Raw genomic sequence first — 26,702 nt, forward strand, 5'->3', positions numbered from 1 at the left:
TTCTTGAGAAGACACTAGGACGTGAAAATTCACCTCGCAAGTCGGTTGAAGTTCACAATCTCAACGTCAGGCCCTTACGTCCTTTGGTGAATCCATTACAACATAGGACGTAATTGAGGTCACATGCGGCAGGGTTCCCAGCACCTCGGTATGAAAAGTCTTGTAGGACGGCAGGTCGGCACACTCCACCCGCAGCAGATACTCGATTGTTCCGGTAATATTGTGGCATTCAACCACTTCCGGCGCACGCTGCAATGCGCGCTCGAACCCTTCCTGCGCGGCTTTGGTGTGCTCGCCCAACCCTACGCCGATATAGGCCACAAACCCCACTCCCAGGGCTGCGGGGTTTAGAACCGCGCGATAACCGGTGATGACGCCAGCACGTTCCAGCTCCTGCACGCGGCGCAGACAAGCAGATGGCGACAGACCAACACGGTCAGCAAGGTCCAGGTTGCTGATACGACCGTCCCGGGACAGTTCTCGCAATATTTGGCGGTTTATTTCGTCAATCTTGGTCATTGGTTGCAAAACTAAGGGAAACACGCATCAAAACGCAATTTCATTTGCCGGTTTTGCCGCAATTATTCGCTTCATGACCTATGAACTTCTACTCGCCCTGATCGCTTTTGCATTCGTTTCCTCGATCACGCCGGGGCCGAACAACCTGATGTTGATGGCGTCGGGTGCCAATTTCGGGTTCCGGCGCACCGTCCCGCACATGTTGGGGGTCGGGCTGGGCTTTACCTTCATGGTTCTGCTGGTGGGAACCGGGCTGGTTCAGGCCTTCGACCGTTATCCGGTCAGCTATACGATACTCAAAATAGCCTCTGTGATTTATCTGCTGTATCTGGCGTGGAAGATTGCCAATGCCGCGCCGACGCAGGGTCAGGCCGCGAAGGGTACACCAATGACGTTTCTTCAGGCCGCCTCGTTTCAATGGGTCAACCCCAAGGCGTGGGCCATGGCCCTGACAGCAACTGCCGCTTATACGCCGGATCAGACGCTGGGTGCGATCATGGTGGTTGCGCTGGTTTTCGGAGCGGTCAACCTTCCCTCGGTCAGCGTCTGGACCGTACTTGGGCAACAGATGGCGCGCGTTTTAACAAACCCGCGCCGATTGCTGGCCTTCAACTGGACCATGGCGGTGCTGCTGGTGGCCTCGCTTTATCCGGTGCTGTGGCCGAGTTGAGCTATTTCAGTGGCAGACAGATTTCAGTCAGCAGGTCTTCTGGCGCGGTATCGCGCGGATCGTTGAGGTAAATTTCATAGCAAGGCCGATCCGCCGGTTCCTCGCCGGATTCAGGCAGCCAGTTGCCGAACAGGCTGTGATAGGCAGCGTGAATACCTGAATACGGGCCCTTGTAGGTCAGCACAGCGGTATTGCCGCCGGGGATTTCCAGCGCTTCCATACCATCGGGGGTCGCACCACCCCGATGTTCGGCACCGGCATAGCTGCGCAGTTGATCTTCGGGCACGTCATCGGGACTGTCGAGGTAGACCCCGATAACAGGACCCATCTGCGGCCACAGTTGGCGGGATTCGCACAAGGCACCAAAGGCTTCAAAGCTTTTGCCGATCTCGGCATACGCGCCTTTGTGAGGCAGCGCGACGACACGGCGGGCGGGTTCGGTTCGTTTCGTAACAGGGTGCATTGGATATTCTCCGGTTCTGAAATGTGGGTTGGCTGGCAGGCATTGCCCGGCCTTGCGAAAACCGGCGGGGCTGCTGCCATAGGCCTCGGAAAAGGCCCGCGCAAAGGATTTCAGGTTGTGATAGCCGATATCAGTGGCCACCTGCGCAACCGGCTTGTCGGATTGCACCAGCCAGCACGCCGCCCGATGCAACCTGATCCGGCGCACGGCCTGCGCACAGGTCTCGCCCGTGATGGCGCGAAACACACGATGCCAGTGAAACCGCGACATGGCGGCGACGTCGGCCAGCGTGTCCAGTGACAGATCGCCTGCCGGGTGGTCATGAATGTAGGCCAAAACACGCAGGATACGATCTTCGTAACTGGCTGTCATCGGTTCCCTTCCTTCTTCCTGCCGCACCGGGATCGCATATTCCGCGACCACAAATCTTGCTGAATTCTCACCAACCAACACCCCACCCACTGAAACGCTACGATCTTCGCTTGGACCAATCCTGAGCCCGAACGATGGCCCAAAACAATGGAGTTGCATGACATGTCTCACTCACTAGTTTGGCCGCGGTTTGGCTGCTTCCGCATTTTTTGACTACTTGCAGAGAAGCCAAAAACACTCTTCTGCCGACGCAGGGCATGATCGCCGGGCATTTGGCTCAGAACGATCCCAGGTCTGAAACCCTAATTGAAGATCAGCCAAGCCTTGGTCGGAAACTGATCAGCGATCCGTTCGGCGACATTACGGATGCGGTTCATCAACATCTGGGATCCGTCGATGCCACGAGCGATAGTCAGATCTGTCGAGCCAAAAACACGGGATGAAAGCGAGAAAGGTGTCTAAATGCTGAAGGCGGGCGCCAATGGCCTTGCGCCTGAGAAACAGCCATACCCGTTACGGATCAGGTTCAGGACCCCGCTTGCCTTGTGTTGCATTCCTCTGGCGGCAAGTTCATATAGCGGGGAACTTCCGCGTTGAGAGGCGTCATGACCCAGTATCTGGATTTCGAAAAACCCCTGGCCGAGATCGAAGGCAAGGCCGAGGAACTGCGCGCGCTGGCCCGTGCCAACGAAGAGATGGACGTGGCCGAAGAAGCTGCTGCGCTGGACGCCAAGGCGGCCAAACTTCTGGATGAACTGTACGGCGATCTGACCCCGTGGCGGAAATGTCAGGTGGCGCGCCACCCGGAACGCCCCCATTGCAACGATTATGTCGACGCGCTGTTTACCGAGTTCACGCCCCTGGCCGGTGACCGGAACTTTGCCGACGACCTGGCCGTGATTGGCGGTCTGGCGCGGTTCGAAGACCAGCCGGTGATGGTGATCGGGCACGAGAAAGGCTCGGACACCAAGTCGCGGATTGAACGCAATTTCGGCATGGCCCGCCCTGAAGGCTACCGCAAGGCCGTACGTCTGATGGAGATGGCTGGCCGTTTTGGCCTGCCGGTGATCACGCTGATCGACACCGCAGGCGCCTATCCCGGCAAAGGCGCCGAAGAACGCGGCCAGTCCGAAGCAATCGCCCGGTCGACCGAGATGTGTCTGAAAATCGGTGTACCACTGGTCTCGGTCATCATCGGCGAAGGCGGTTCGGGCGGTGCGGTTGCGTTCGCTACGGCAAACCGTGTCGCGATGCTGGAGCATTCGGTCTATTCGGTGATCTCACCCGAAGGCTGCGCCTCGATCCTGTGGAAGGACTCCGAGAAAATGCGCGAAGCGGCCGAGGCCCTGCGCCTGACCGCGCAGGATCTGCACAAGTTGGGCGTCTGTGACCACATCATCGCCGAGCCCAAGGGCGGTGCCCATCGTGATCGTCCGGCGACAGTTGAGGCAGTGCGTGCATCAATCACGGCCATGCTGGCCGAATTGGAAGGCAAAGACGCAGCGGCCCTGATTAAGGACCGCCGCCAGAAATTCCTCGACATCGGATCGAAAGGGTTGGCGGCCTGAGCCGTCAGCCCCCAAGCCTGCGCAGCAAGTCTGCCGAAGGTGTCCCAGTTACCGCCAGACCACTGGCCCGCTGGTAGTCGCTGATGGCGGCTTCGGACTTCTTGCCGATCACACCATCCGCCCCTTCCGTATCATACCCGGCCGACGTCAAACGACGCTGCAACTCCTTGCGGTCCTCGAGGGTCAGGCCGTTCTCGTCCGGACCGAATGAGGCCTGAAACGGCGCGCCGCCGGCGATCCGGTCGGCCAGATGCCCGACACCGATCGCGTAGCTGTCCGAGTTGTTGTAGCGCTTGATCACCTGAAAATTGCGGAACACCGCGATGCGCGGTCCGGGCGTCTGCGGCTGCAGCACTGCGACAGGTGTGCCTGACACCGTTCCGACCTCGCCACCCCACTTCTGGCCCCGCACCCAACCGGCGCGCGCCAGATAGGCTGCGGTCGAGGCCAGTGAGTCGGTCGGATCGTCCGACCAGATATCCCGTCGCCCGTCACCGGTGAAATCCACCGCGTAGGCCAGATACGACGTCGGAATGAATTGGGTATGCCCCATCGCCCCGGCCCAGCTGCCGGTCATTTTGTCGGGCGTCGTATCGCCGTTCTGCAGGATCTTCATCGCTGCGATCAACTGCTTTTCAAAGAACTCCCCGCGCCGTCCGTCGTAGGCCAGCGTCGACAGAGCCGAGATCACCGGCACATCGCCCCGACGCGCGCCATAGCGACTTTCCAGCCCCCAGACCGCCACCACGATTTCACGGTCGACGCCGTATTGGGCTTCAATTTGCGACAAGGTTGCGCCATGGCGCTGCAGGATCTGTTTGCCGGTGCTGATCCGCTCGTCCGAGGCCGCAATGGCCAGATAATCCTCGAGCGAGCGCTTGAACTCGACCTGGTTGCGGTCGCGTTCGATCACGCCGGGCAAATATCCAGCCCCCTGAAACGCACGATTGATTGTGGTCTGCGAAATACCCTGAGACGCCGCGCGTCCCTTGAACCCGGCAACCCAGGCCTCCCAGCCTGCATTGGGCACAGCCTGCATCCGTGTAGCCGGCGCGCGCGCAGGTGAACTGATATCGGAACAGGCGGCCAGCAGCGCCGACCCAAGCCCCATAGAAAAGGTCCGTCGATTGATCATTTCTGAAATCTGCTCTTGTTGTGGTTTTGGCCAGAGTAACGCAGACCGCGCTTTTGAGCCAGAACGTCGCTGGCCTGCGCCTGTCGCGAATGGGGCAACCGGGGTATCGTCGGCAATAAGCCGCCTAGCTGACCAGCAACCGCAAGCCCTGCGTCACATCGGACCGTACCGCCAGCCGTAATCCTGGCTCATCACCAGCCTTGAGCGCAGCTATGATCAGCTTGTGGTAGTGCGGCGGCTCTGTGCGCCTGAGCCGCCCATAGAGCGCGCGCATCGTCGGACCCAGTTGCAACCAAACGGTTTCCGCAATTGCCAGCATCGCCGGCGCCTGCGCCCGAAGGTACAAAGTGCGGTGGAACTCAAGATTGGCGCGGATATACCCGACCGCATCCCGTTTGGTTACCATTTCCGCAACCGTCATGTTGATGCTCTGCAGCCGGTCAATCAGCGCCATGTGCGCCCGCGGCAGTGCCCGGCTTGCCAGTTCAACCTCAAGCAGGGCGCGCAAGGCCGCCAGTTCCTCGATCCGGTCATTGCCAAGTTCCGGGGTCGACACGCGACCTGACGACGACAGGGTCAGGGCCCCTTCGGCCGCCAAACGGCGCACCGCCTCGCGGGCCGGTGTCATAGATACGCCAAACTCTTTGCCGATCCCGCGCAGGGTCAACGCCTGCCCCGGGGCAATATCCCCATGCATGATACGCGACCTGAGCGTCCGGTAGACGCGGTCGTGCGTTGCGGTCTGGGACTCGGTGGAACGTGTGCTCAACATGCGCCCATGTGATCACAAATATCAGCCGGGTCAACTCGTCCCGGCTTCAAATCGGTATTGATGCAGCCGCGCACCGTTGTCGCGCAACCACCGCCGCTGATCCTTGCAGGGTCCGAAAATCCGCTCGACCTGCGCCCAGAAGGCCGGAGAGTGGTTCATCTCAACCAGATGAGCCACCTCGTGGGCCGCGACATAATGCAAAATTTCTGAGGGTGCCAGAATCAGGCGCCACGAGAACATCAGCGCACCGGCGGAACTGCACGATCCCCAGCGCGACCGCGTATCCCGAAGGGTCAGGCTTTTGTACGGACGGCCCAACATGGCGGCATAGTCATCGCAAGCTTCTGTCAACCGGTCGCGCGCGAGTTCCTTGAGGAATCGCGCCAGTCGTCGCCCCTCGGCCCCCGAAGGAACCGCGATCTGGTCGTCATGCATCTGGATCCTTCGCCCCGTCGCGGCAACGATTTTTCGCTCGGACCCTTCGATTGGAAGGAAACCGCCGATTTCCACCGGCGTCCGGCCGGGCTGGTTCTGCAGATGCTGCCGGATCCAGTTTTCTTTTGTGCGGGCGAAACTCAGCGCTTCGGCCTCGGGCACGCCTTGCGGGAAGGTCAGCGTGACCCGCCCGTCCAGTTGGGAAATCCGCAGACTGATCCGCCGTGCCCGCGCCGACTTGCGCAATGTCAAAGGCACCGGAGGCGTCCCGGGCAATGCATGTTTCCCCATATCCCAACTTCTCCTGCGCAAAGGCTTTGACAGTGCCCGCCGCATGTGGCACGTGACCTGAATCGTTGATACGACTCACCTGATATCAAGGGGATTTGACATGCCCAAGGAAGAATGGGGCGTAAAGCGCGTTTGCCCGACCACTGGCAAGCGGTTTTATGACCTGAACAAGGACCCGATCGTAAGCCCCTACACCGGCGAGATCGTGGTTATGGAAACCGGCAAAAGCCGGATGATCGCCGCCGACGCCGAGGATGCTGCATCCGCCAAGGCGCGTGAATCGCAGTCTGACGATGACATCGCTCTGGACGATGACGTCGATGTCGATCTGGACGATGATCTGCTGGATGATGACGATGACAATGACAACGTGTCGCTGGACGACATCACTGACATGTCATCGGAAGACGAAAACTGAATTCGTCCCGAGGCGGCCCCCGGCCGCCTCGTTTCATTTTTGCGGATCAGCAAGACGGCAAAAATTTTGCAAAACCGATTTTTTGGACTTGCACTATCCGGCACCGTCTCATAAACGTCCGTCCACCGCACGGGCGGTACCTGCATGGGGCCTTAGCTCAGTTGGGAGAGCGCTTGCATGGCATGCAAGAGGTCAGGGGTTCGACTCCCCTAGGCTCCACCAAACCTTCTTGAAGACACTCCGGTTTTCCCCCGTCTCACCCCCCCAGACCCGCACAGAAGTAGGACGCTGATGGCGCTCAATTTGCGGCGCGTACCGGTGGCCGTGCAAATTCGGGGCGCATGGGCGATGCATTCTATTACAGCTAGTTGTTCAGTTTCCGGGCAGCCTGCTTTGCTTCATATCGCTCCCATAGCCCCATATGTCCATTTTGCCGCGCGTTTGCGAGCCAGAGCTTTTTTCGAGCATCAGGCATTTCCAAAGATCGATATTTCCCGCCCGAGTACTTTCCCCAGTCTATCGCAAGCCCAAGTTTGACCATTTCTGCCGATAAATCACGACCATCCTCCAAAAAGCATCTGGCGACAGTTCGCCCGTGGGTGTCCTGCTCGGTTACTTCCGCCCTGATTTTTTGTCCTTTGCAGAGGGACACCAGCGCCCACTTCGCTTTCTTTCCATATGGGTGGCTCATCTCTGGTGCATCTACACCAAACAAACGGATCTGGGTTTTTTTGATCACCAGAGTGTCGCCATCAACTACATACGCGGAACCAGTCAATACCGATACCTCTGGACGCGGGACCGTATGGCTTGGGTCGAAACGCGGCAGCTGCGAAGAGCTTTGCTGCGGGCCGGTGGTTATCTTGGGCTTTTCGCCCACTCGAGGCTGCCAGGGTCGCGCAATCGTGTTGTCAGGTTTGTTGCTGCGAAGCGCCAAAAAAACCGCACCTGCCAGAACCACGCCCAATACTATCAAGATTTCCACGAAACAGGTCTCCCATAGTTTGTCAGAAACAATGGCTTCACTAGAACTGGATCAACTCAAGAACACGCCAAGGTTGAATTTCTAGAGCATATCATATTCACCCAATGAGATGTGACATCATTGCCTCTCCAAAAAGGTCACTGGGTGCGCTTTGCGACGGTTCATCTCCGCTTCTTCATAAGGCCAAATAACTTGCCGGATTTCAGTTAGTTCCTGATTTCCACGTCTTCTAGGGCGCTAAAACAAGATGGCAGGAAATCCAAAAAGAATGGCGACTTCGCGTAAGCAGTCGCTTCGATGCGGTTCGATGTGCGTTCCGGCGTGAAGAATTCAGCGGATTTATTAGTAGCAAAGGGTCGCGTTATGAGTGTGGAGCCAAAGTTAAGATGACAGATATATCAGGCCCCCAAAAAGCCTGACAGAAACAGGATATTGTTGCTGACCTTGCCGTTTACGGCAAAGCCCTCCCTCTCAACGAGTTGGGCCTCAATTGAAGACCAACGCCTTGACGGGCAGCAAAATTGTCTGTGCGCGCAAAACGATCGCGTTTGCGATACCCATCCCGTCCACAATCCGTGCAAGAAAAGCCGAAAAACCCGTTATTTCACCGGCATCAATTTCCTTCGCCCGGCTTGTATAGGCAACGCCGACGCATGAACTTCCCGGGGGGATATCTTCCAGATGTTTCGGGAAGATTGGCGCAAGAAAGGCTGTCACAGTGCCGGGTCGCGCCCGATCCTGCTGATCCAGCAGCGCATCACCTGGTCGGAATTGCCCCGCAGCAATCGCGTCTTGCACCTCGTCCACGACCATCGGGATTATAGTCAAGGGTTTGGATGCGCAGGTGATTTCCACCAGCATGCCGGGCTTGAGCACGCTGGCTGAAATCTGACCGAAAGCCGCTATGAAACGCCCTTGTCCTGAGACGTCTGGCACCAGAATACCAGCGGGACGCAGAATTGGGTTAACGATGTCGCCCGGCTTCAGGAGGAATTGGGTCACAACCCCGTCCACCTCAGCGAATACGGTTGATTTCGATATCTCGTTTTCGGCCTCCCGAAGCACGGCGCGCGCGCTTTCAAGCTGCGCAGGAAGAAGTGAGGTTTGGCGAAGCTTGGCACCATCGAGTGCCGCGAGTGCGGCTGCGCGACGGCTCTCCGCCCCGGACACTGCCGTCTGCAACCGCTCCAGCTCCTGCTCGCTCACAACAGTATCGTTTCGCTCGGCAAGCTCTAGGCGTCGATCCAGATCGCTTGTGGCCTGCGTAAGATCTGATTCTGCCGCCTCAACACCAGCAGCGGCTGCCGTGATTTCTGTTGCGGTCAGGCCCAAAGCGGCCTCGATCTCTGCTATGCGGCGTTGAGCGGTATCTGCTGCTGCTTCCTGTCGGGTCGTGTCCAACCGGAAAATGGCGTCACCGGCACTAACCGCATCATTGTTGGCGACATAGACCTCTGAGACGCGGCCACCGCGGTCTGACAGTATAGTAACCGTGCGAAATGCGGCGGACACGTTCCGCGTTGAGGGGTGAAAATAGAAGATCACTGTGATCAGCGTAAGGGCCAGTATTGCGCAGGCGGTCAAACCCCACCGCAATTCATACCAGACGTTGAACAGGGTTATTTCATGGCCCCATCTCTTGCCCTGCTTGTAGCGGCGGTACAGGTAATCCGGGACAATCGTGATCAATGCAGAGAATACCAACTCAAGCATCGTGGCTCTCCGAAAGGTCCACTTCGGTCCTGAGCGGGAATATCTCGTGCAGTGGCACAGCGGCAATCAGAATGGCGGCGATCCAGAACGCATTGTTCAGTGTGAACAGCGAGATCAACCCAAGCACACCAACCAGTTGCATTTGAACCTTGTGCGCGCCTGCCGCCATGCGGTCGGGGATGGCCTGCACGGTAAAATACAATGCGCCGAAACCCAGCAGGACAACGACAAGAAGAAACCCAACAACGATCAAAAAGCCGTCTGTTTCCCCAGGAGGTGTCACCCAAAACGGGAGCCGCGCCATCGCCTCATCAGAGATAGAGCTGTTCACGTGAACCTCCTGTTTCAAAATGATCCCCGGCAAGGATAAGCGATTGAAATCAAAAAAACCAATCCTGCACGAGGCAACTCTGATCAGCCCCAGGCCCGATAGCGTGAACATAATGACGGGCCAGTGCCCGATATGACGCTGGACGGAATCCAGTTCGAGGTTCTCAAGCCTCCTGAGAAAGTGGTGCGCACGTCAACTCAAGCCATTTCAGGAAAGCACCTACCTGATCGGAAATGCGCCCCTTTCGGTAGACCGCGAAGTAGCAGGCCACCCATTTCGGCGGCACGTCGATAGCTTCCAGTCTGCCTTTATCCAGGTACTTTTTGACGGTCACTAGAGGGCTTAGATGCAATCCGTAGCCTTGCAAGGCGGCGTCCAGCTCGAACTTCGATCCCCCCGGATCAACAAGCTGAAGGTCGTCGACGCGCAGGCCGAAGTCCCGGACGACACCTTCAAAGACTTGGGAACCGATGCTCTTGTCCTGTATCCACGGCACATCGGTCAGGTTTTTCGCACCCAACCTGACAAGCTCTGGTGTGCCGCATAATACGAACGGCGACTTTAGAAGCAGTTTCTGGGCCGCGCCGCTCCAAACATGGTTTGGCGGGCCTCCGCGTATCGCAATGTCAAAGGCTTCGAGATCGACGTCCCACGAATTTCCTTCCGCAGCGAAAGACACCTGGATGCCGGGGTGTTCCGCCCAGAAGCCGCCAAGTCGTGGCATGATGACCGCGTCGACAAATCGGACAGTCGTAGACACACTCACACCGCGAGCGGCCTCCTGAGCCGTCACATCATCAATGCCTTTTGCGATCTGCTCGAATGCGTCGTTGAGCGTGCTGGCCAGCGTCCGACCGGCCTCGGTCAAAGCAAGTCCACGTCCCTCTCGGCGCACAAGTGGAATCCCCAGATCAGCCTCAAGCTTTCGCACCTGTTGGGCAATTGCGGCAGTGGTTACGTTCAGTGAACGCGCCGCAGCAGAATAGCCGCCTAAACGGCCGGTCGCCTCAAACGCCCTGAGGGTCGAAAGCGGCGGCAACTTATGCCAGTCAATAAGGTTCATTCAGTAGAAATACTTAATGATTGCTATTTTTTCCTGCCTCGCAAGGTACACCAAACGTAACTATTGTCGAGAAATACACCCGATACGAGTTGAACAATCAGTGGTGTAGCTATCTGAAATTGCGATTGCCCTAAAAGCCTGTCGAATTGCGTTGCAATACGATCGTCCTGCAATGCGTTTTGCGTTGATAGGCGGGTTTGAACAACCGGCAAGGTCCAATCGCCGCAAATGCTTGGAGGCCGATATGACTATCAGGATAACCATTCTTTTTACTGGAATAGGGTTGGCTATCGCGACACCGGCGCTGCCCGACACCAGAGCCAACACTCCGCAAGCCGCACACGTAGCGTATCTTGCAGCGATCAACTCGAACAAACTGGATCAATTCCTTGAGACGGTCACTGATGACGTGGTCTTCATCGCACCCGGCGCGCCTGTTATGGAAGGCAAAGCCAAGGTCGGGCCTTGGGTGCGCGGGTATTTCGACGCCGTTCACACCCGTTGGAAAAAGCAATCAGTGGAGTTTGTTGTGGCGGCGAGCTGGGCGTTTGAGCGTTATGAGTTTACCGCCGCCGATGTTCCGCGTGAACCGGGCCCTGCCACTGTTTCCACCGGCCATGGCATCAATATCTACCATCTCGAAGATGACGGAACATGGCGCGTGGCGCGGGATATCTGGTCCAACGCGAATACCTTCAGCGCCGGCAGATCAATCGCGCCCGCGTGTTCGGGGCGTGCCGAACCTTGCTGATCAAAAGATTTGATTGGTTGGCACGCCGCCCAGATGGCTTGGACACATACTGGATCGGCCGCTTTTAACCGGGTTCCGTCCACGGCCAACTACATTGGCCTCAGGACGGAACCAGGCAAGTACTTTTCTCGGCAACCGAAAGGCCCAACCCGCAGACCGGGCATTAGCGAATTACTGGGCCACAACTTCCTTGCAGCTGCCTTTGCCCCATCCGGATTTGCTGCCCGAAGCCGAATAGTCAAACGTGCCAGTCTTGAGATTCACGTTGTAATTCAGGGTAAAGCCGTCACCGATATACAGGTAAGTCAGGGTGTCGAGGCCGGGATACACCTCAGCCTTATTGTCGATATCACCAATGGTAATATGCCCTTTGTTCTGGCCCTCGTATTTGACCAGCGTGGCCGCCATTTCCGGGTATTTTGCATCCGCCGCTTCACACTCGAACACCCGGTCTTCCGCAACTGCAGCGACGGGTAAGTACACAAGAAAGGCTGCTAACTTTTTCATTTTTTGTTTCCTGGCAAATTCTGTTCGCCGACGCCCGCTAAGGGCAGTTTGAGGCATAATTTTGCAAGAAATCTGGCTACTCTGAGCACGGCAAGACGGCCATCAGATTTGATCTCGAAGCGGTCGTTTTTGCCGGGTCTTGCGCGAATACTGAAATGGAGTATCCCGAGCCGGTCGGAATAGCGGTTACTTAATCAACGAAACCCCAATCCCTCAGTTTAGCGATGCCCGAAATGACAGGCGGTTGGTCGCCGCAACGTCCACACGCGGCCTGCCCCAGTGGTTCTGAAGCCGAATCCGCCCCGCCCGTCCGGTTCCCGCCGACCCCTTCCAAAATCAGCGAACATCACACGGAACACCTCAATCACGCAGGTTTTCGGGCGCCGTGAACGCCCGGCGATGCCGCTGAGTGACCACCTCAGGTCGCTTTTTCCTTCCGGCGGCGAAACCGCGCATCCTGAAGCTTGACAAGTCCCCCGCCTGTGCCGCATGTCCGACCCGTTGGTGTCCATCCCTGGATGGATGAAAAGGGAATGCGTCAGCGGTTTTTCCGTCAAACGCAGCCGCCCCCGCGACCGTGACCGGAGAGGGTGCCCATAGCCACTGGCCGAAAGGCCGGGAAGGCGGGACATCTGCCAGAGCAAGTCTCTGACATCCGCAAGCCGGGAGACCTGCCAGCACCCGAAGAAGAAACCGGGCGGGGTGTTCCGGTGTCGGGTCCATGTGCAGACGCGTGGCCCGCATGAAACCCCGTCCCCCGCGAAGAGGATTTGGGGGGATGAGAGACATGACCGAGACCGCACCAGTCGAGTTGCTGGTCTGTACCACGTGCCGCCGTGGACTGCCCGTCGAGGATGATGAAAAACGCCCCGGCACATTGCTGCACAAAGCGCTGCAACAGGCCGACCTGCCCGAAGGCATCACGCTGAAACCCGTCGAATGCCTGTCGAACTGCGATCAGGGCTGCTCGATCGTGCTGCGCGGTGGACCGGGTCGCTGGACCTTTGTCTATGAGAACCTGAACGAAGCCGAACACGTTGACGCCATTGTCGACGGTGCGACCAAATATCTGGCGACCGAGGACGGCTTGGTCAAATGGCGTGAGCGCCCCGAACATTTCCGCAAAAACTGCGCCTCCCGCATTCCCCCGATTGGAGCCCTGAAATGAGCACTCTTGAGAAATTACCCGTCACTGTGATCACCGGCTTTCTGGGCTCGGGGAAGACAACGCTGGTCAAGCACCTGATGCAGAACCCGCAGGGCAAACGTCTGGCGGTCGTGGTCAATGAATTCGGCGACGTGGGCGTCGATGGCGATATTCTGAAATCCTGCGCCATTCCCGATTGTCCGGCAGAGAACATCATGGAACTGGCAAACGGCTGCATCTGCTGCACCGTGGCCGATGATTTCATTCCGACCATCGAAGCGCTGATGGCGCTGGACCCGCGCCCCGATCACATTCTGATCGAAACCTCCGGCCTCGCCCTGCCCAAGCCGCTGCTGAAAGCCTTTGACTGGCCCGATATCCGCTCGAAAATCACTGTGGATGGCGTGATCGCTCTGGCCGATGCCGAGGCGGTCGCGGCAGGTCGCTTCGCTCCGAATGTCGAGGCGGTGGATGCCCAGCGCCTGGCCGATGACTCGATCGACCACGAAACGCCTCTTTCCGAGGTGTTCGAGGATCAGATATCCTGCGCCGATATCATCCTGCTGACCAAGCCCGATCTGGCCGGGCCAGAGTGTGTTGCCAAAGCCAAAGAGATCATCGCAGCCGAGGCCCCGCGCCCGCTGCCCGTCGTAGAGGTTGCCGAAGGCGTCGTAGACGTCCGCGTCGTGCTCGGTCTGGAAGCCGCAGCCGAGGATGACATGGACGCGCGTCCGTCGCATCACGACGGTCACCACGACCACGAACATGACGATTTCGAAAGCATCATCGTCGAACTGCCGGAGCAAAGTGACCCACTCGATCTGGTTGCCAAGATCGAACGTCTGGCCAGGGAACTGAACATCCTGCGCGTCAAGGGGTATGCGGCAGTTGCCGGCAAACCGATGCGTCTGCTGGTTCAGGCTGTCGGTGCCCGGGTGCGTCATCAGTACGACCGCCCCTGGGAACCCGGCGAGGAGCGCCGCTCGCGTCTTGTGGTCATTGCCGAGCACGACGACATCAAAGAGGCCGAAATCCGGGATATCCTCGTGGGTGTGACCGAGGCCGCCGAGTAAGCCATGCACGTCGTCTTCCGCGAAAGCCACGGGCTTGAAGAAAACGAGCCCCCGACCGATCTGGGCCAGAGCCCGGCGGATCTGGTGATGTTGTCCTTTTCGGACAGCGATCTCGGTGCTTTCGCGGCAGGCTGGCATCGCGGCGGTGGGCCGGAAGGGCGAATGCCGACGATGCGGTTGGCCAATCTGACGGCGCTGAAACACCCTCTGTCCGTTGACACATATGTGGAACAAACGCTTGACGGCGCAAAAGGTATCCTGATCCGCCTGATTGGTGGGGTACCTTACTGGTCATACGGGCTGCAGCAGGTTCTTGCGCTGGCGCAGGCCAAAGGCATCGCGCTGGCGGTTCTGCCCGCCGACGGGCGTGAGGATACCCGGCTGGACGACTATTCCACCCTGCCCGTCTCGACCCTGCGGCGGCTGGCGCATCTCTGCGACACCGGCGGCGAGGTCGCGGCGCAGGCCGCTTTGGCGCAGATGGCATTGGCGGCAGGTCTTTATGCCGGACCGGTGTTGGGGGCCAAAACCCTTCCGGAATGCGGTGTATGGTGCCCTGACCGCGGCGTAACCCCGGTCGAAGCCGCATTTACGAACGATGCGAAACGCATCATTGTCACTTTCTATCGCGCCTACCTGACCTCCGCCGACACCGCCCCGGTCGCCGCGCTGATCCACAGCCTGCGTACGCGAGGGTTCGAGGCAATGGGCATGTTTGCCCCTTCCCTCAAAACGCCTGTTGCCGCCGACTGGATGCGCCGAAACATTGTTGCACTGGAACCTTCGGCGATCATAAATGCCACCTCCTTCTCGGGCAAAGGCGCGTCGGGAACCTCTCCGCTTGACGCGGCTGGTGTGCCGGTTTTCCAGGTCGCTCTGGCAACTTCACGCCGCAAAGCGTGGGCCGCGGCCGAACGCGGTCTTTCGCCCGCCGACCTTGCCATGCACGTCGTGCTGCCCGAAGTGGATGGGCGGATCTCGGCGGGCATCGCTTCATTCAAGGAACCGGGCAAACGCGATCCGCACCTGGAGTATTCCCGCTTTGCCCACCGCGCTGAACCTGAACGGATCGAAGCGATCATTGATCGTGTAACCGGTTGGCTGAACCTGAACGACCGGCCCAAAGCGGAACAGGTGCCGGTTCTGGTCCTGTCCACCTATCCCGGCAAGGACTGGCAGATGGCCCATGCGGTGGGCCTTGATGCGCTGGCGTCAGCCGAAGCGATGCTGTCAGATTTGCAATGCGCCGGGTATGACACAGCCCCTGCCGAACCGATCGCCGACACATTGCTGGGCGCCCGGATTTCCTGGTCGCTCGAAGATTATCAGGCCGCGCTTGCAATGTTGCCGGATCAACTTAATACGGACCTGCAAACAGTCTGGGGCAAGCCCGAGGATGATCCGACCTTTGTTGATGGCGCGTTCCATTTCACCGCGCTTCACCGGGGCAAGGCGCTGGTCGCGCTGCAACCCGAACGTGGCACGCCTGAACTGCGCGATGACGACTATCACAACCTTTCGCGCACACCGCGTCACAGCTATGTCGCGTTTTACCTTTGGCTGCGCAAAAGCCTGCACGCCGACGCACTGATCCATATTGGCGCCCATGGCACTCTGGAATGGCTGCCGGGAAAATCCGTTGCCCTGTCCGCCGAGTGCTGGCCCGAGGCGCTGATCCGTGATTTGCCGGTGATCTACCCCTTCATTGTCAACGACCCAGGCGAAGCCGCACAGGCCAAGCGCCGGATCGGAGCCGTCACGCTGGGTCACATCCCGCCCCCGATGAAGGAGAGCGGCACGCCGGACAGAATGGTTCGGCTTGAATCGCTGCTGGACGAATTCTCGAACGCAGACGGGCTTGACCCCAAACGACGCGACCGCTTGCAGGAAGATATCCGGCAGGAAGCGCAGGCCATCGGTCTGGAAAGCGATCTTGGTCTTGACCAGGCCACCTGTATCGCCGAGGCAATCACTTGCATCGACCGCTTTGTCTGCGACATCAAGGAAAGCCAGTTTGGCGACGGGCTGCATATTTTTGGCCGCGTGCCTGAAATGACCGGCAATTTCGACCCCGCGCCATCTGCACACGCCGAACGCACCGCGTTGCTGGACGCGCTGGCCGGAAAGCGAATTGAGGCTGGCCCGTCGGGTTCGCCCTATCGGGGACGATCGGATGTGCTGCCCACTGGGCGGAACCTCTACACTACCGATCCCCGGTCGGTCCCGACCCGCGCGGCTTATACACAAGGCGTGAAACTGGCCGAGGAACTGGTTCGGCGGCACCTGCAGGAGGAAGGCGATTATCCGAAAGGGCTGATCGTCGATCTGTGGGGGTCTGCCACCATGCGCACGGCGGGCGAGGAATTCGCGATGGCGCTGCACCTGCTGGGCGTGAAACCGGTCTGGGACAAGGGATCAGAGCGGGTATCAGGCATCGAAGTGCTTCCAATTACCGACCTCAGCCGTCCGCGTCTGGACGTGACCCTGCGTGTTTCGGGCCTGTTCCGGGATGTATTCCCGACGCTCTCCGCTTTATTTGGCCAGGCCGTTCGGGCTCTGTCCCAACGGGACGAAGCACCGGACTGGAATCCCTTCGCGGGGCAGACCCCGAACCCGCGGGTCTTTGGCCCGGCTCCGGGCAGTTATGGCCTGAATATGACACACTTGTCGGAAACCTACACCGACGAGGCCCGCACGCAGGCGGGTGAGGCCTGGCTACAGGCCAGTTCATTCGCACTGGAAGGCGAACACGTCGCACAGGATATCGACGGCATTACCCGACAAGTCGCCAATGCGGACAGCTTCGTGCACCTTCAGGACCTGACCGAAACCGACCTGCTGCTGGCCAACGACTATGCCACGCATGAGGCCGGTTTCGCGGCGGCCAAGAAGATTACCGGCGGCGAGGTCCAACTTTACCATCTCGACAACACCAATCCGGATAAACCCCGCGCCCGCACCCTGCCGGAAGAGATCAGCCGCGTCGTCCATGCCCGGGCCGCCAATCCCGCCTGGATCGCGGGGATGCAGCGCCACGGTTTCCGCGGGGCGGCCGAGATCGCGGCGACGCTGGATCACATGGCTTCTTTTGCCCACCTGTCCGGTACGGTCGCGCCACATCTTTTTGACCTCTACCATGACGCGACGCTGGGCGATGTCGAGGTGGACGCGTTCCTGCAACGGGCCAACCCGCAAGCGCATCAGGCCATGCAGGACCGGTTCCGCGCGCTGCTGGAGGCCGGGCTTTGGAACACGCGCCGGAACTCGATCCGGGCCGATCTGGAGGGTCTGAGATGAGCGCACCGATCGTACAAGGCTGGTGCCCCGGCGCGCATCGACCGATGATGTCCGGCGACGGGCTGGTCGTTCGTGTGCGCCCTCGGCTGGCGCGGCTGGATGCCAAACAGGCATTGGGCCTGTGCGAGCTGGCAGGGCAATTCGGCAACGGCACCATCGATCTGACCAACCGGGCCAACCTGCAATTGCGCGGCGTGAGCGAAGCTGATCACCAGCCTCTGCTTCAAAAACTCTCTGCACTGGACTTGCTGGATGCAGAGCCCGGCATTGAAGTGCGGCGCAACATACTCGTCTCGCCGCTGTATCAAACCGGCGATCTGACCAGCCGTCTGACTACGGAGTTGACTGACCGGCTGGGTGAATTGCCCGACTTGCCCGCCAAGTTCGGCTTTGCCATCGACACCGGCCCGAACCGTCTGCTTGCAGCGGATTCAGCGGATATTCGGCTGGAGACCGGTCCTGACGGCCTGATCCTGCGCGCGGACGGGTCTGACACCGGGCGACGTGTCACCGAGGCCAAGGCGATCGACCAATTGATCGCGTTGGCACAATGGTTCTCAAGGAACTTCACCCCGGAAAATCGCCGCATGGCGCGGGTCGTGGCAGCACTAGGCCTGCCGCAGGAGTGGCAGGGCAGCAACTCTGCCGCGACTGGCGATCCGCTTCAGCCTGGCACTCACGATCTGGGTACATTCTATGGCGCGGCGTTCGGGCAACTGCCCGCCCAGCCACTTGCCGAACTGATCGCGGTGACCGGCGCGACTGCTCTGCGTGTCACTCCCTGGCGGCTGATCCTGCTGGAAGGCGGGGCGTCGATACCTGCTGCAGACTTTGTCACCGATGACGCCGACCCACTCATGACCACAGATGCCTGCCCCGGTGCGCCATTCTGCCCTCAGGCGCAGGCAGAAACCCGCGACATTGCCCGTGCCCTGGCCCCGCGCGTGGCCGGCACACTGCACGTGTCCGGTTGCTCCAAGGGATGTGCCCGAATGGGCCCGGCCGACGTCACTTTGATTGGCCGGAACGGCCGATTTGATCTTGTAAATCAGGGCCGCGCGGGGGATGAGCCCAGCCAGCGCGGGCTGAGCCCCGAAACACTCATGACTATGGACCTGACCTGATGCCCTATGAATACGAAACCGATGGTGCCGCGATCTACAAGGAAAGCTTTGCCACCATCCGCTCTGAGGCAGATCTGGCCCGGTTCGACGCCGACGAGGAACAGGTCGCCGTTCGCATGATCCATGCCGCCGGAATGGTGGGGCTGGAAGAGTTCGTGCATTTCTCGCCGGGATTTGTGACCGCGGCCCGCACGGCGCTGGAAAGCGGCGCCCCAATCCTGTGTGACGCGCGCATGGTCAGCGAAGGCGTGACCCGTTTTCGCCTGCCCGCCGACAACCAGGTGATCTGCACCCTGCATGACGAACGCGTGCGCCCGCTGGCCGCCGAGATGAGCAACACCCGGTCCGCCGCCGCGCTGGAATTGTGGCGCCCCCATCTGGAAGGCGCTCTGGTCGCCATCGGCAACGCGCCTACCGCCCTTTTTCATCTGCTCAACATGCTGGAAGACCCCGGCTGCCCCCGTCCCGCCGCCATCATCGGCTGCCCCGTGGGGTTCGTCGGCGCGATGGAATCCAAGGACGCCTTATGGGAAGCGCAGCCCGTGCCGTCCTGCATCGTCAAAGGCAGGCTGGGCGGCAGCGCCATTACCGTGGCAGCGATCAACGCCATCGCAAGCCGGGCGGAATGAAGATGGGCACAATATACGGTGTGGGCCTTGGCCCCGGCGATCCCGACCTGATGAGCGTTCGGGCGGATCGCCTGCTGCGCAACGCAAAACACGTCGCCTTTTTCCGCAAGCCGGGCCGCAGCGGTCAGGCCCGCAAGATCGTAAACGGGATGATCCCGGAAGGGGCAGTTGAATTCCCGATGGAATACCCCGTCACCACGGAAATTCCCGTCACGGACCCGCGCTACAACGAATTGCTGTCTGAGTTCTACGAAGACTGCACCGCGCATCTAAAGGCGCTGTCTGAAAACGGCGAAGACGTGGTGGTTCTGTGCGAAGGTGACCCGTTCTTTTACGGCTCGTTCATGCATCTATACAGCCGGTTGCGCGACAACGCTCCGGTCGAGGTGGTGCCCGCCATCACCGGCATGTCGGGCGCGTGGACCGCAACCGGCGATCCGATAACCTGGGGCGATGACGTGCTGACAGTACTGGTCGGCACCCTGCCCGAGGACGATCTGGCCCAGCGCATGGCCCAGACGGATGCGCTGGTGGTGATGAAAATCGGCCGCAATATCGACAAGGTCAAACGCGCATTGCAGACAGCCGGGCTTTATGACCGTGCCTGGATCGTTGAATACGCGCAAATGCCGAACCAAACAGTGACGAAGCTGTCCGAGGCGTGCGGCAAGATCACGCCCTATTTCTCGATCATCGTTGTCCATGGCCAGGGTCGTCGTCCATGAGCGGCTGGGTCAAAATCGCGGGGCTAGGCCCCGGCAATGAGGATCTGGTCACTCCCGAGGTTTCGGCTGCATTGGCCGAAGCGACCGACGTTGTCGGATACATTCCCTACGTCGCCCGGGTGGCAGAGCGCACCGGCCTGACGCTGCACGCAAGCGACAACCGAGTCGAGATCGACCGGTCGCAGTACGCGTTGCAGATGGCGTCAGAGGGCAAGCGCGTGGTGGTTGTGTCTTCGGGCGATCCGGGTGTCTTTGCCATGGCCGCCGCCGTGTTCGAGGCATTGGAAAACGGCCCCTCGGAATGGCGTGAAATTCCGATTGACGTGCTGCCCGGGATTACGGCGATGCTGGCCGCTTCGGCCCGCGCCGGTGCGCCGCTGGGTCATGATTTCTGTGCCATCAACCTCAGCGACAATCTCAAGCCGTGGTCTTTGATTGAAAAACGTCTGCGTCTGGCCGCGCAGGGGGACTTCGCGATGGCATTCTATAACCCTCGCTCCAAGTCCCGTCCAGAAGGCTTTGTAAAGACACTGGAAATCCTGCGCGAGGAATGTGAGCCAGAGCGTCTGATCCTGTTCGCCCGAGCGGTTACGCGGCCCGACGAGGCCATTCGCATCTCGACCCTTGCCGAGGCGACACCTGACATGGCCGACATGCAGACCGTGGTGATTGTCGGATCTTCACTGACCCGTGTGATAGACAGGGACCGCGGGCCAATTGTCTACACGCCAAGGTTTACTCAGGCCAGGGATCAGGAATGACCCAGCCAGTCCAGAACGTCTGCAACATTCGACAACTCGGCTCGCTGCGGCAGGACCGGACGATCGATCATCAGCACCGGCAAGCCCATCGCCCGCGCTGCGTCCAGTTTGGCCCGTGCGCCGGTTCCGCCCGCGTTCTTGGACACCACCAGTTCTGTGCCGTGCTGCGCCATCAGCGCCCTGTCGTCCTCCACCGTAAACGGTCCGCGGGAAACGACGACGTCGCAATCCGGCAGCGGCAAGGATTCGGGCTTATCCACCAGCCGCAACAGGTAGTGATGCTGGGGCTGGGCGGCGAAATCCCCGAGATGCATCCGGCCTACCGCAAGAAAAACGCGCTGAGACGCCCCGGACAGGGCATCCACCGCCGCGGCGATGTCCGCCACGTGTGTCCAGCAATCTCCGTTCTGCGGGGTCCAGGCTGGCCTGGTCAGCGCGGCCAGCGGAATACCTTTTTCATCACATGCCTGAACCGCATTCCGGCTCATCTGCGCGGCAAAGGGATGGGTGGCATCAACCACATGGCTGACACCGTGATCACGAATGTAACGCGCCAGCCCTTCCGCCCCGCCAAACCCGCCCACCCGGACCGGCAATGGCTGCGGTCGCGGATTGTCCACCCGGCCTGCGTAGGAGTAGTTTGCAGCTATGCCCCGGTCGGCAACCGCCTTGGCCAACGCGTTGGCCTCGGTCGTGCCGCCAAGGATCAGGAGGTGGGACATGCATGAAGCTCCGTGGCTGACCGTTCTTGGACTGGGCGAAGATGGACTGGATGGCCTGTCGCCGGCAAGCCGTCAAGTGCTGGACCGCGCAGAAGTCGTCATGGGGCCACCGCGCCATCTGGCGCTGGTTCCCGAAAACGGGGCCGAGCGGATCGCGTGGCCAGTGCCATTTGCCGATGGGTTGCCCATTCTGACCGGGCTGCGCGGTCGCGCCACTGTGGTACTGGCCTCGGGTGATCCGTTCTGGTTCGGTGCCGGGTCGGTGATCGCGCGCAATTTCGATCCCGGTGAGTGGTTGGCCCTGCCGGGTCAGTCGACCTTTTCCCTGGCTGCCGCGCGGCTGGGCTGGCCCTTGGAAAGCACTTTGACCTTCGGGTTGCATGCCGCCCCTCTGACCCGGCTGCGCCCACATCTGTCCCCGGGATTGCGTGCAATCCTGCTGCTGCGCAATGGCGCGGCGGTGGCCGAATTGGCCAATTACCTGACCGAGACCGGCTTTGCCGACACGCAACTTCACGTGATGGAGGCGCTTGGCGGCCCGCGTGAGCGGGCCCGCAGTGTCTCGCTCACCGAGGCGCTTCTGGGAACCTTCGAGCACCCGGTTTGCGTCGGGCTTGACGTCGCGGGTGCGGGCCGCGCCCTGCCCAAAGCCTCGGGCAAGCCGGATGAGATATTCGAAACCGACGGGCAGATCACCAAGCGCCCCATCCGCGCGCTGACCCTGTCTGCGCTGGCGCCACAACGCGGCGAACATCTGTGGGATATCGGAGGCGGCACGGGCTCGATCAGTATCGAGTGGCTGATGTGCGACCCGAGCCTGACGGCGACCACGATCGAGCCTCGCGCCGACCGGGCCGAGCGTATCCGCCGGAATGCCGATACACTGGGGCAGGATCGACTGAAAGTGGTGCATGGCACGGCCCCCGGGGCGCTGGATGGCTTGACCCCGCCTGACGTTGTTTTCATTGGCGGCGGGCTGAGTGTTGACCTGCTGGAATGGCTGCAGAGCAATTTGCCCCAAGGTACGCGATTGGTGGCCAACGCCGTCACGCTGGAAAGCGAGGCATTGCTGGCCCAATGGCACGAGGAACGCGGCGGCGACCTGTTGCGCATTGACCTGTCTCATGCGGCACCGCTTGGCCCGCGTCGCGGCTGGAAGGCCGCTTATCCGGTGGTGCAATGGAGCGTGACACTATGATCGTCGCGGGCCTTGGCTTTTCGTCATCCGCCACGGCGGACAGTTTGCAGGCGGCATTCAAGGCGGCCGCATCCGGGCATCGTGTGGATGCGCTGGCCACTGTTGCCGACAAGCAAGGCCACACTGCCCTGACTGATTTTGCCCAAAAGCTGGCCTTGCCTCTGCATTTCATCGCGCCCGCCGATCTGGCCGGGCAGCGGACCCTCACCTGCTCGAACCGCAGCCGGGCCACTTATGGCACCGGCAGCGTGGCCGAAGCATCCGCCCTTGCCGCCGCCGGTTCCGGGGCGCGGCTTCTCTCACCCAGACTGATTTCGGACGACCGGCTTGCGACCTGCGCCGTCGCCATCGGAGGACAAACATGACCGTTCATTTCATTGGCGCCGGACCGGGCGCCGCCGACCTGTTGACGCTGCGCGGGCGCGATATCATCGCGTCCTGCCCGGTATGCCTGTACGCCGGATCACTGGTGCCCGAAGAAATTCTGGATCATTGCCCCGAAGGCGCGAAGATCGTGAACACCGCACCGATGGATCTGGATCAGATCATGGCGGAGATCGAGACCGCGCATCAGGCTGGTCACGACGTGGCGCGGCTGCATTCCGGCGACCTGTCGGTCTGGTCGGCAATGGGCGAACAGATCCGGCGCCTGAAACAGATGGGCATCCCGGTCAGCGTCACCCCCGGCGTTCCGTCCTTCGCCGCGGCCGCCGCGGCGCTTGGCACGGAACTGACCCTGCCCGGACTGGCACAATCTGTTGTTTTGACCCGTACGCCGGGCCGCGCATCGTCCATGCCCGAAGGCGAGACGCTGGAAAACTTTGCCCGCACCGGCGCAACACTTGCCATCCACCTGTCGATTGGCAATCTGGACAAGGTGATCGCCGACCTTACACCGGCCTATGGCGCGAATTGTCCTGTCGCCGTCGTGTATAGGGCAAGCTGGCCGGATGAGAGGATCATCCGCGCGACGCTGAACACATTGAAAGAGTCGCTGGACGAGAGCATTTCGCGTACCGCGCTGATCCTTGTCGGTCCTGCATTGGCAGGTGAAGGGTTTGACGAAAGTTGCCTGTATTCAAAGACCTATGATCGTCGCTACCGCCCGCAAAGTGCGGAAAGCCCCTGGTCGAGCTGGAGCCACGGCGATGACTAACCCCCCGGGATTGCTGATTTCCGCCCCTTCTTCGGGAACCGGCAAGACAACAGTCATGCTGGGCCTTTTGCGTGCGCTGGCCGAAGATGGTTTGTCAGTTCAGCCGTTCAAAAGCGGGCCGGATTATATCGACCCGGCGTTTCATCGGGCGGCAGCCGGGCGGGCCTCGTTCAATCTGGACAGTTGGGCGATGGGCGACCCCTTGCTGAACGCGATCTCAGCCCAGGCCGAAGGCGCGGATATCGTTGTGGCCGAAGGCTCGATGGGCCTGTTCGATGGCGTCGCCAAACCAGGAGAACTCGGGCACGGGTCCAGCGCTGAGACAGCGCAGCGCATGGGCTGGCCCGTTGTACTGGTGCTGGATGTAGGCGGTCAGGCGCAATCTGCGGCGGCGACGGCACTTGGGTTCCGAATGTACAATCCGGACCTGCCCTTTGCCGGAGTAATCCTGAACCGCTGTGCCAGCCCACGGCATGAACGCCTGACCCGTCTGGGGATGGAACGCGCGGGTCTGCCGGTGCTGGGCGTCCTGCCGCGGCGCGGTGATCTTACCTTGCCTGAACGCCATCTTGGCCTGATTCAGGCGGTCGAACACCCGGATCTGGAAAGCGCCATTGCCGGGTATGCAGCATTCCTGCGCGAACATGTGGACCTTGAAGCGATCAAGGCTGCAGCTTCCTCAGGCCCGAAAGGGCCATCGTCAGCCGCGCTGCCGCGCCCTCCGGCGCAACGGATCGCATTGGCACAGGATGCGGCGTTTTCGTTCACCTACCCGCATCTGCTGGAAGGGTGGCGCGCAGCAGGGGCTGAAGTTCTGCCATTTTCGCCACTGGCGAACGAAGCTCCGGCCGCGGATGCTGATCTTGTGTGGCTGCCCGGCGGGTATCCGGAACTGCACGCCGGAACGCTGGCGGCGGCTGATACGTTCCTGTCCGGGCTGCGCAAACATGCCGATACAAAGCCCGTTCACGGGGAATGTGGGGGCTACATGGCCTTGGGCGAGGGGTTGATCGACAAGGACGGCACCCGGCACCGGATGGCCGGATTGCTGGGTCTGGTGACATCTTACGAAAAACGCAAATTCAATCTGGGCTATCGTCGGGCGGAATTGCTGTCGCCGATGCCGGGACTTGCCGCCGGTACGGCATTGCGTGGGCATGAGTTTCATTATTCGTCGATTGTCGAACAGCCAGACCCCCCTTTGGCGCGCGTGTTTGACGCAGAAGGCACCGAAGGACCGCAGACCGGATCGGTACGCGGACACGTGACAGGCACCTTCTTTCATCTGATAGCCGAGGCCTCGGCATGAGCGGTTTTGTTTCCTTCATCGGCTCTGGCCCTGGCGATCCCGAGTTGATGACGCTCAAGGCGGTGAATCGGTTGCAAAAGGCGGACGCGGTGCTGTTTGACGATCTCAGCAGTGGCCCAATCCTGTCCCATGCGCGCGATGATGCCGATCTGGTCGGGGTAGGCAAACGGGCCGGCCGCCCGTCGCCGAAACAGGATCATGTCAGCCGATTGCTGGTGGACTATGCCCGTACTGGCCAGCATGTCGTGCGCCTGAAATCCGGTGATGGCGGCTTGTTCGGTCGTCTGGAAGAAGAGCTTGTCGCGTTGCGGGATGCTGGTATCGACTATGAAATCATTCCCGGCATTCCGTCAGCCGTTGCGGCCGCGGCGGCAGCGGGCATCCCGTTGACCCGTCGTCTGACTGCCCGCCGCGTGCAATTTGTGACCGGACACGATGTCAGCGGCCAGTTACCGGAAGATCTGAATCTGCCCGCACTGGCGGACCCTTCCGCGACAACAGTGGTTTTCATGGGCAAACGCACCTTCCCCTTGCTAGTCGAGGCACTTCACTCCCATGGCTTGCCGCTGGATACTCCGGCATTGATGGCCGAGTCCGTCTCGACCCCCGACCAGAAGCTTCGCCGTGCCACCATCGGCGCTTTGGCGGAACAGTTGCAATCCGAAATCGGCACAGCCCCGGCCCTGATCCTGTATGGCCCGCTGGCGGAGTTTGACAATGTATGAGCTGTCCCTGATCGGCATTGGCACGGGCAACCCGGATCACGTGACTTTTCAGGGGGCAAAGGCAATCCGTGAGGCCGATCTGATCCTGATCCCGCGCAAGGGCGAGAACAAGGCCGATCTGGCAGGACTGCGTGAAGAGATCATCGCGCAGGTGACAGATACCCCGCCCCGGATCGCTTATTTCGACATTCCTGAACGCCGGGCCGAGGACGGCTATCTGCGCGGTGTTGATGAGTGGCACGACGCCATCGCCCTGCGTTGGCAGGAGGCGATGGAGGCTGATCCAGAGACCCGGAATGTGGCGCTATTGATCTGGGGTGATCCGTCGCTTTACGACAGTTCTTTGCGAATTGCCGCGCGACTGACCCCCCAGCCACAGAAAAGGGTAATCCCCGGCATCACCGCGTTGCAAGCTCTGACCGCAGCGCACGGAATTCCGGTCAACGATATTGGCGCGCCTTATGTTGTCACGACTGGCCGAAGGCTTCGCGAACAGGGCTGGCCCGAAGCCGCGACCAAGGTGGCGGTCATGCTGGATGGTGAATGCTCGTTCCAGTCTCTGGAGATGAAGGATTATGACATCTGGTGGGGCGCGTTCGTCGGCATGAAGGAAGAGCTGCTGATCCATGGCCAACTTTCCGAGGTGGCGCAGGAGATTCTGGAGACCCGCGCCCGCGCACGAGCCGAGCATGGCTGGATCATGGATATCTATCTGCTGAAAAGGCGCGCGGTCTGACGCAAAGTGGCATAGCAGGTGAGTTTGTTGATCAGGCGGGACGCTTCGATGCGAAAAGCCTCATGGCTCAATCGAACGTCTGATGGACGGTGCACTCCTCCGACGGG

At 60.4% G+C, this 26,702-nt stretch carries 28 protein-coding genes, 1 tRNA gene and 1 riboswitch; of the genes, 18 read left to right on the plus strand and 11 right to left on the minus strand.

Annotated elements, in window-relative coordinates; genetic code table 11:
* Positions 1–66: 66 nt before the first annotated feature.
* Positions 67–519, minus strand: a complete 453-nt coding sequence (locus tag ACR0MI_RS15960; RefSeq protein ID WP_170609644.1) for an Lrp/AsnC family transcriptional regulator — start codon at positions 517–519, stop codon at positions 67–69.
* 73 nt (positions 520–592) lie between these two features.
* Between ACR0MI_RS15960 and ACR0MI_RS15965 the strand changes: the two genes are divergently transcribed.
* Positions 593–1,189, plus strand: a complete 597-nt coding sequence (locus ACR0MI_RS15965; RefSeq protein ID WP_170609642.1) for a LysE family translocator — start codon at positions 593–595, stop codon at positions 1,187–1,189.
* A gap of 1 nt (position 1,190) precedes the next feature.
* Here ACR0MI_RS15965 and ACR0MI_RS15970 read toward each other — a convergent pair whose 3' ends face one another.
* On the minus strand, positions 1,191–2,024 hold the full coding sequence (locus ACR0MI_RS15970; protein WP_170619479.1) for an AraC family transcriptional regulator: 834 nt from the start codon (positions 2,022–2,024) through the stop codon (positions 1,191–1,193).
* Between the two features lie 605 nt (positions 2,025–2,629).
* Between ACR0MI_RS15970 and ACR0MI_RS15975 the strand changes: the two genes are divergently transcribed.
* Positions 2,630–3,592 carry an acetyl-CoA carboxylase carboxyltransferase subunit alpha gene (locus ACR0MI_RS15975; RefSeq protein ID WP_170609638.1) on the plus strand — a complete coding sequence of 321 codons (963 nt, stop codon included), beginning with the start codon at positions 2,630–2,632 and terminating at the stop codon, positions 3,590–3,592.
* Positions 3,593–3,596: 4 nt separating this feature from the next.
* Here the strand turns inward: ACR0MI_RS15975 and ACR0MI_RS15980 are convergent, their stop codons facing one another.
* The 3 genes from ACR0MI_RS15980 to ACR0MI_RS15990 form a co-directional block, all read right to left on the minus strand.
* The gene (locus ACR0MI_RS15980; RefSeq protein WP_170816733.1) at positions 3,597–4,727 is read right to left on the minus strand and encodes a lytic murein transglycosylase; all 1,131 of its coding nucleotides are present in this window, start codon (positions 4,725–4,727) and stop codon (positions 3,597–3,599) included.
* Between the two features lie 124 nt (positions 4,728–4,851).
* On the minus strand, positions 4,852–5,499 hold the full coding sequence (locus tag ACR0MI_RS15985; protein ID WP_170609635.1) for a GntR family transcriptional regulator: 648 nt from the start codon (positions 5,497–5,499) through the stop codon (positions 4,852–4,854).
* Positions 5,500–5,529: 30 nt separating this feature from the next.
* Positions 5,530–6,225 carry a YgjP family zinc-dependent metalloprotease gene (locus tag ACR0MI_RS15990; RefSeq protein ID WP_170609633.1) on the minus strand — a complete coding sequence of 232 codons (696 nt, stop codon included), beginning with the start codon at positions 6,223–6,225 and terminating at the stop codon, positions 5,530–5,532.
* Positions 6,226–6,325: 100 nt separating this feature from the next.
* Here ACR0MI_RS15990 and ACR0MI_RS15995 point away from each other — a divergent pair, with 100 nt between their 5' ends.
* Together ACR0MI_RS15995 and ACR0MI_RS16000 are read left to right on the plus strand one after the other, a co-directional pair.
* A complete protein-coding gene (locus ACR0MI_RS15995) occupies positions 6,326–6,643 on the plus strand; it encodes a TIGR02300 family protein (RefSeq protein WP_170609631.1) in 318 nt (105 codons plus the stop codon).
* 146 nt (positions 6,644–6,789) lie between these two features.
* Positions 6,790–6,865, plus strand: a tRNA-Ala gene (locus ACR0MI_RS16000).
* A gap of 142 nt (positions 6,866–7,007) precedes the next feature.
* Here ACR0MI_RS16000 and ACR0MI_RS16005 read toward each other — a convergent pair.
* From ACR0MI_RS16005 to ACR0MI_RS16020, 4 genes are all read right to left on the minus strand, one after another.
* Positions 7,008–7,628 carry a thermonuclease family protein gene (locus ACR0MI_RS16005; protein WP_170609629.1) on the minus strand — a complete coding sequence of 207 codons (621 nt, stop codon included), beginning with the start codon at positions 7,626–7,628 and terminating at the stop codon, positions 7,008–7,010.
* Positions 7,629–8,114: 486 nt separating this feature from the next.
* Positions 8,115–9,341, minus strand: a complete 1,227-nt coding sequence (locus tag ACR0MI_RS16010) for an HlyD family secretion protein (protein ID WP_170609627.1) — start codon at positions 9,339–9,341, stop codon at positions 8,115–8,117.
* Positions 9,334–9,672, minus strand: coding sequence for a hypothetical protein (locus tag ACR0MI_RS16015; RefSeq protein ID WP_170609625.1), 339 nt, complete (start codon positions 9,670–9,672; stop codon positions 9,334–9,336). Before ACR0MI_RS16015 ends, ACR0MI_RS16010 begins: the two co-directional genes overlap by 8 nt.
* 163 nt (positions 9,673–9,835) lie before the next feature.
* A complete protein-coding gene (locus ACR0MI_RS16020) occupies positions 9,836–10,735 on the minus strand; it encodes a LysR family transcriptional regulator (RefSeq protein WP_170609623.1) in 900 nt (299 codons plus the stop codon).
* A gap of 244 nt (positions 10,736–10,979) precedes the next feature.
* On the opposite strand from ACR0MI_RS16020, the gene ACR0MI_RS16025 reads away from it, so the two are divergent.
* Positions 10,980–11,486, plus strand: coding sequence for a YybH family protein (locus ACR0MI_RS16025; protein WP_480854866.1), 507 nt, complete (start codon positions 10,980–10,982; stop codon positions 11,484–11,486).
* Positions 11,487–11,657: 171 nt separating this feature from the next.
* Here the strand turns inward: ACR0MI_RS16025 and ACR0MI_RS16030 are convergent, their stop codons facing one another.
* Positions 11,658–11,993: a hypothetical protein gene (locus ACR0MI_RS16030; RefSeq protein ID WP_170609619.1), complete on the minus strand. Its 336-nt coding sequence runs from the start codon at positions 11,991–11,993 to the stop codon at positions 11,658–11,660.
* A gap of 485 nt (positions 11,994–12,478) precedes the next feature.
* A riboswitch (cobalamin riboswitch) is annotated at positions 12,479–12,686 on the plus strand.
* A gap of 94 nt (positions 12,687–12,780) precedes the next feature.
* On the opposite strand from ACR0MI_RS16030, the gene ACR0MI_RS16035 reads away from it, so the two are divergent.
* From ACR0MI_RS16035 to cobJ, 7 genes are read left to right on the plus strand one after another with little or no spacing between them, the layout of a single operon-like run.
* Positions 12,781–13,161, plus strand: coding sequence for a DUF1636 domain-containing protein (locus ACR0MI_RS16035; protein WP_170609617.1), 381 nt, complete (start codon positions 12,781–12,783; stop codon positions 13,159–13,161).
* Positions 13,158–14,213, plus strand: coding sequence for a cobalamin biosynthesis protein CobW (cobW, locus tag ACR0MI_RS16040; protein ID WP_170816732.1), 1,056 nt, complete (start codon positions 13,158–13,160; stop codon positions 14,211–14,213). The genes ACR0MI_RS16035 and cobW overlap by 4 nt, the downstream gene beginning before the upstream one ends.
* 3 nt (positions 14,214–14,216) lie before the next feature.
* Entirely contained in the window at positions 14,217–17,510 is a 3,294-nt protein-coding gene (gene cobN, locus ACR0MI_RS16045) for a cobaltochelatase subunit CobN (RefSeq protein WP_480854868.1), read from the plus strand.
* Positions 17,507–18,634 (plus strand): precorrin-3B synthase, encoded by a 1,128-nt coding sequence (cobG, locus tag ACR0MI_RS16050; RefSeq protein WP_170816730.1) that lies wholly within the window; start codon positions 17,507–17,509, stop codon positions 18,632–18,634. Before cobN ends, cobG begins: the two co-directional genes overlap by 4 nt.
* The gene (locus ACR0MI_RS16055; RefSeq protein WP_170609609.1) at positions 18,634–19,263 is read left to right on the plus strand and encodes a precorrin-8X methylmutase; all 630 of its coding nucleotides are present in this window, start codon (positions 18,634–18,636) and stop codon (positions 19,261–19,263) included. The genes cobG and ACR0MI_RS16055 overlap by 1 nt, the downstream gene beginning before the upstream one ends.
* Positions 19,260–19,988: a precorrin-2 C(20)-methyltransferase gene (locus tag ACR0MI_RS16060; protein ID WP_170808268.1), complete on the plus strand. Its 729-nt coding sequence runs from the start codon at positions 19,260–19,262 to the stop codon at positions 19,986–19,988. The genes ACR0MI_RS16055 and ACR0MI_RS16060 overlap by 4 nt, the downstream gene beginning before the upstream one ends.
* Positions 19,985–20,749, plus strand: coding sequence for a precorrin-3B C(17)-methyltransferase (gene cobJ, locus ACR0MI_RS16065; protein WP_170609605.1), 765 nt, complete (start codon positions 19,985–19,987; stop codon positions 20,747–20,749). The genes ACR0MI_RS16060 and cobJ overlap by 4 nt, the downstream gene beginning before the upstream one ends.
* On the opposite strand, the gene ACR0MI_RS16070 is transcribed toward cobJ, so the two are convergent.
* Positions 20,740–21,471 (minus strand): cobalt-precorrin-6A reductase, encoded by a 732-nt coding sequence (locus tag ACR0MI_RS16070; RefSeq protein ID WP_170816729.1) that lies wholly within the window; start codon positions 21,469–21,471, stop codon positions 20,740–20,742. The two genes, cobJ and ACR0MI_RS16070, sit on opposite strands and share 10 nt — an antisense overlap.
* On the opposite strand from ACR0MI_RS16070, the gene cbiE reads away from it, so the two are divergent.
* The 6 genes from cbiE to cobF are packed head-to-tail and all read left to right on the plus strand — an operon-like array spanning position 21,470 to position 26,595.
* Positions 21,470–22,669: a precorrin-6y C5,15-methyltransferase (decarboxylating) subunit CbiE gene (gene cbiE, locus ACR0MI_RS16075; RefSeq protein ID WP_170816728.1), complete on the plus strand. Its 1,200-nt coding sequence runs from the start codon at positions 21,470–21,472 to the stop codon at positions 22,667–22,669. The two genes, ACR0MI_RS16070 and cbiE, sit on opposite strands and share 2 nt — an antisense overlap.
* On the plus strand, positions 22,666–23,034 hold the full coding sequence (locus ACR0MI_RS16080) for a cobalamin biosynthesis protein (protein WP_170808278.1): 369 nt from the start codon (positions 22,666–22,668) through the stop codon (positions 23,032–23,034). Before cbiE ends, ACR0MI_RS16080 begins: the two co-directional genes overlap by 4 nt.
* Positions 23,031–23,825 carry a precorrin-4 C(11)-methyltransferase gene (cobM, locus tag ACR0MI_RS16085; RefSeq protein ID WP_170816727.1) on the plus strand — a complete coding sequence of 265 codons (795 nt, stop codon included), beginning with the start codon at positions 23,031–23,033 and terminating at the stop codon, positions 23,823–23,825. The genes ACR0MI_RS16080 and cobM overlap by 4 nt, the downstream gene beginning before the upstream one ends.
* Positions 23,818–25,134: a cobyrinic acid a,c-diamide synthase CobB gene (locus ACR0MI_RS16090; RefSeq protein WP_170808264.1), complete on the plus strand. Its 1,317-nt coding sequence runs from the start codon at positions 23,818–23,820 to the stop codon at positions 25,132–25,134. The genes cobM and ACR0MI_RS16090 overlap by 8 nt, the downstream gene beginning before the upstream one ends.
* The gene (cobA, locus tag ACR0MI_RS16095) at positions 25,131–25,859 is read left to right on the plus strand and encodes a uroporphyrinogen-III C-methyltransferase (protein ID WP_170816726.1); all 729 of its coding nucleotides are present in this window, start codon (positions 25,131–25,133) and stop codon (positions 25,857–25,859) included. The genes ACR0MI_RS16090 and cobA overlap by 4 nt, the downstream gene beginning before the upstream one ends.
* Entirely contained in the window at positions 25,852–26,595 is a 744-nt protein-coding gene (gene cobF, locus ACR0MI_RS16100) for a precorrin-6A synthase (deacetylating) (protein WP_170609598.1), read from the plus strand. Before cobA ends, cobF begins: the two co-directional genes overlap by 8 nt.
* The last annotated feature ends 107 nt before the right edge of the window (positions 26,596–26,702 follow it).

The sequence above is a fragment of the Ruegeria sp. D4 genome (genome assembly GCF_056534475.1).

Excerpts from the sequence above, each read along its gene's own strand:
- ACR0MI_RS15960 (WP_170609644.1), bottom strand. The coding sequence starts at position 519 with ATGACCAAGATTGACGAAATAAACCGCCAAATATTGCGAGAACTGTCC.
- ACR0MI_RS15965 (WP_170609642.1), top strand. The coding sequence starts at position 593 with ATGACCTATGAACTTCTACTCGCCCTGATCGCTTTTGCATTCGTTTCC.
- ACR0MI_RS15970 (WP_170619479.1), bottom strand. The coding sequence starts at position 2,024 with ATGACAGCCAGTTACGAAGATCGTATCCTGCGTGTTTTGGCCTACATT.
- ACR0MI_RS15975 (WP_170609638.1), top strand. The coding sequence starts at position 2,630 with ATGACCCAGTATCTGGATTTCGAAAAACCCCTGGCCGAGATCGAAGGC.
- ACR0MI_RS15980 (WP_170816733.1), bottom strand. The coding sequence starts at position 4,727 with ATGATCAATCGACGGACCTTTTCTATGGGGCTTGGGTCGGCGCTGCTG.
- ACR0MI_RS15985 (WP_170609635.1), bottom strand. The coding sequence starts at position 5,499 with ATGTTGAGCACACGTTCCACCGAGTCCCAGACCGCAACGCACGACCGC.
- ACR0MI_RS15990 (WP_170609633.1), bottom strand. The coding sequence starts at position 6,225 with ATGGGGAAACATGCATTGCCCGGGACGCCTCCGGTGCCTTTGACATTG.
- ACR0MI_RS15995 (WP_170609631.1), top strand. The coding sequence starts at position 6,326 with ATGCCCAAGGAAGAATGGGGCGTAAAGCGCGTTTGCCCGACCACTGGC.
- ACR0MI_RS16010 (WP_170609627.1), bottom strand. The coding sequence starts at position 9,341 with ATGCTTGAGTTGGTATTCTCTGCATTGATCACGATTGTCCCGGATTAC.
- ACR0MI_RS16020 (WP_170609623.1), bottom strand. The coding sequence starts at position 10,735 with ATGAACCTTATTGACTGGCATAAGTTGCCGCCGCTTTCGACCCTCAGG.
- ACR0MI_RS16025 (WP_480854866.1), top strand. The coding sequence starts at position 10,980 with ATGACTATCAGGATAACCATTCTTTTTACTGGAATAGGGTTGGCTATC.
- ACR0MI_RS16030 (WP_170609619.1), bottom strand. The coding sequence starts at position 11,993 with ATGAAAAAGTTAGCAGCCTTTCTTGTGTACTTACCCGTCGCTGCAGTT.
- ACR0MI_RS16035 (WP_170609617.1), top strand. The coding sequence starts at position 12,781 with ATGACCGAGACCGCACCAGTCGAGTTGCTGGTCTGTACCACGTGCCGC.
- cobW (WP_170816732.1), top strand. The coding sequence starts at position 13,158 with ATGAGCACTCTTGAGAAATTACCCGTCACTGTGATCACCGGCTTTCTG.
- cobN (WP_480854868.1), top strand. The coding sequence starts at position 14,217 with ATGCACGTCGTCTTCCGCGAAAGCCACGGGCTTGAAGAAAACGAGCCC.
- cobG (WP_170816730.1), top strand. The coding sequence starts at position 17,507 with ATGAGCGCACCGATCGTACAAGGCTGGTGCCCCGGCGCGCATCGACCG.
- ACR0MI_RS16055 (WP_170609609.1), top strand. The coding sequence starts at position 18,634 with ATGCCCTATGAATACGAAACCGATGGTGCCGCGATCTACAAGGAAAGC.
- ACR0MI_RS16060 (WP_170808268.1), top strand. The coding sequence starts at position 19,260 with ATGAAGATGGGCACAATATACGGTGTGGGCCTTGGCCCCGGCGATCCC.
- cobJ (WP_170609605.1), top strand. The coding sequence starts at position 19,985 with ATGAGCGGCTGGGTCAAAATCGCGGGGCTAGGCCCCGGCAATGAGGAT.
- cbiE (WP_170816728.1), top strand. The coding sequence starts at position 21,470 with ATGCATGAAGCTCCGTGGCTGACCGTTCTTGGACTGGGCGAAGATGGA.
- ACR0MI_RS16070 (WP_170816729.1), bottom strand. The coding sequence starts at position 21,471 with ATGTCCCACCTCCTGATCCTTGGCGGCACGACCGAGGCCAACGCGTTG.
- ACR0MI_RS16080 (WP_170808278.1), top strand. The coding sequence starts at position 22,666 with ATGATCGTCGCGGGCCTTGGCTTTTCGTCATCCGCCACGGCGGACAGT.
- cobM (WP_170816727.1), top strand. The coding sequence starts at position 23,031 with ATGACCGTTCATTTCATTGGCGCCGGACCGGGCGCCGCCGACCTGTTG.
- ACR0MI_RS16090 (WP_170808264.1), top strand. The coding sequence starts at position 23,818 with ATGACTAACCCCCCGGGATTGCTGATTTCCGCCCCTTCTTCGGGAACC.
- cobA (WP_170816726.1), top strand. The coding sequence starts at position 25,131 with ATGAGCGGTTTTGTTTCCTTCATCGGCTCTGGCCCTGGCGATCCCGAG.
- cobF (WP_170609598.1), top strand. The coding sequence starts at position 25,852 with ATGTATGAGCTGTCCCTGATCGGCATTGGCACGGGCAACCCGGATCAC.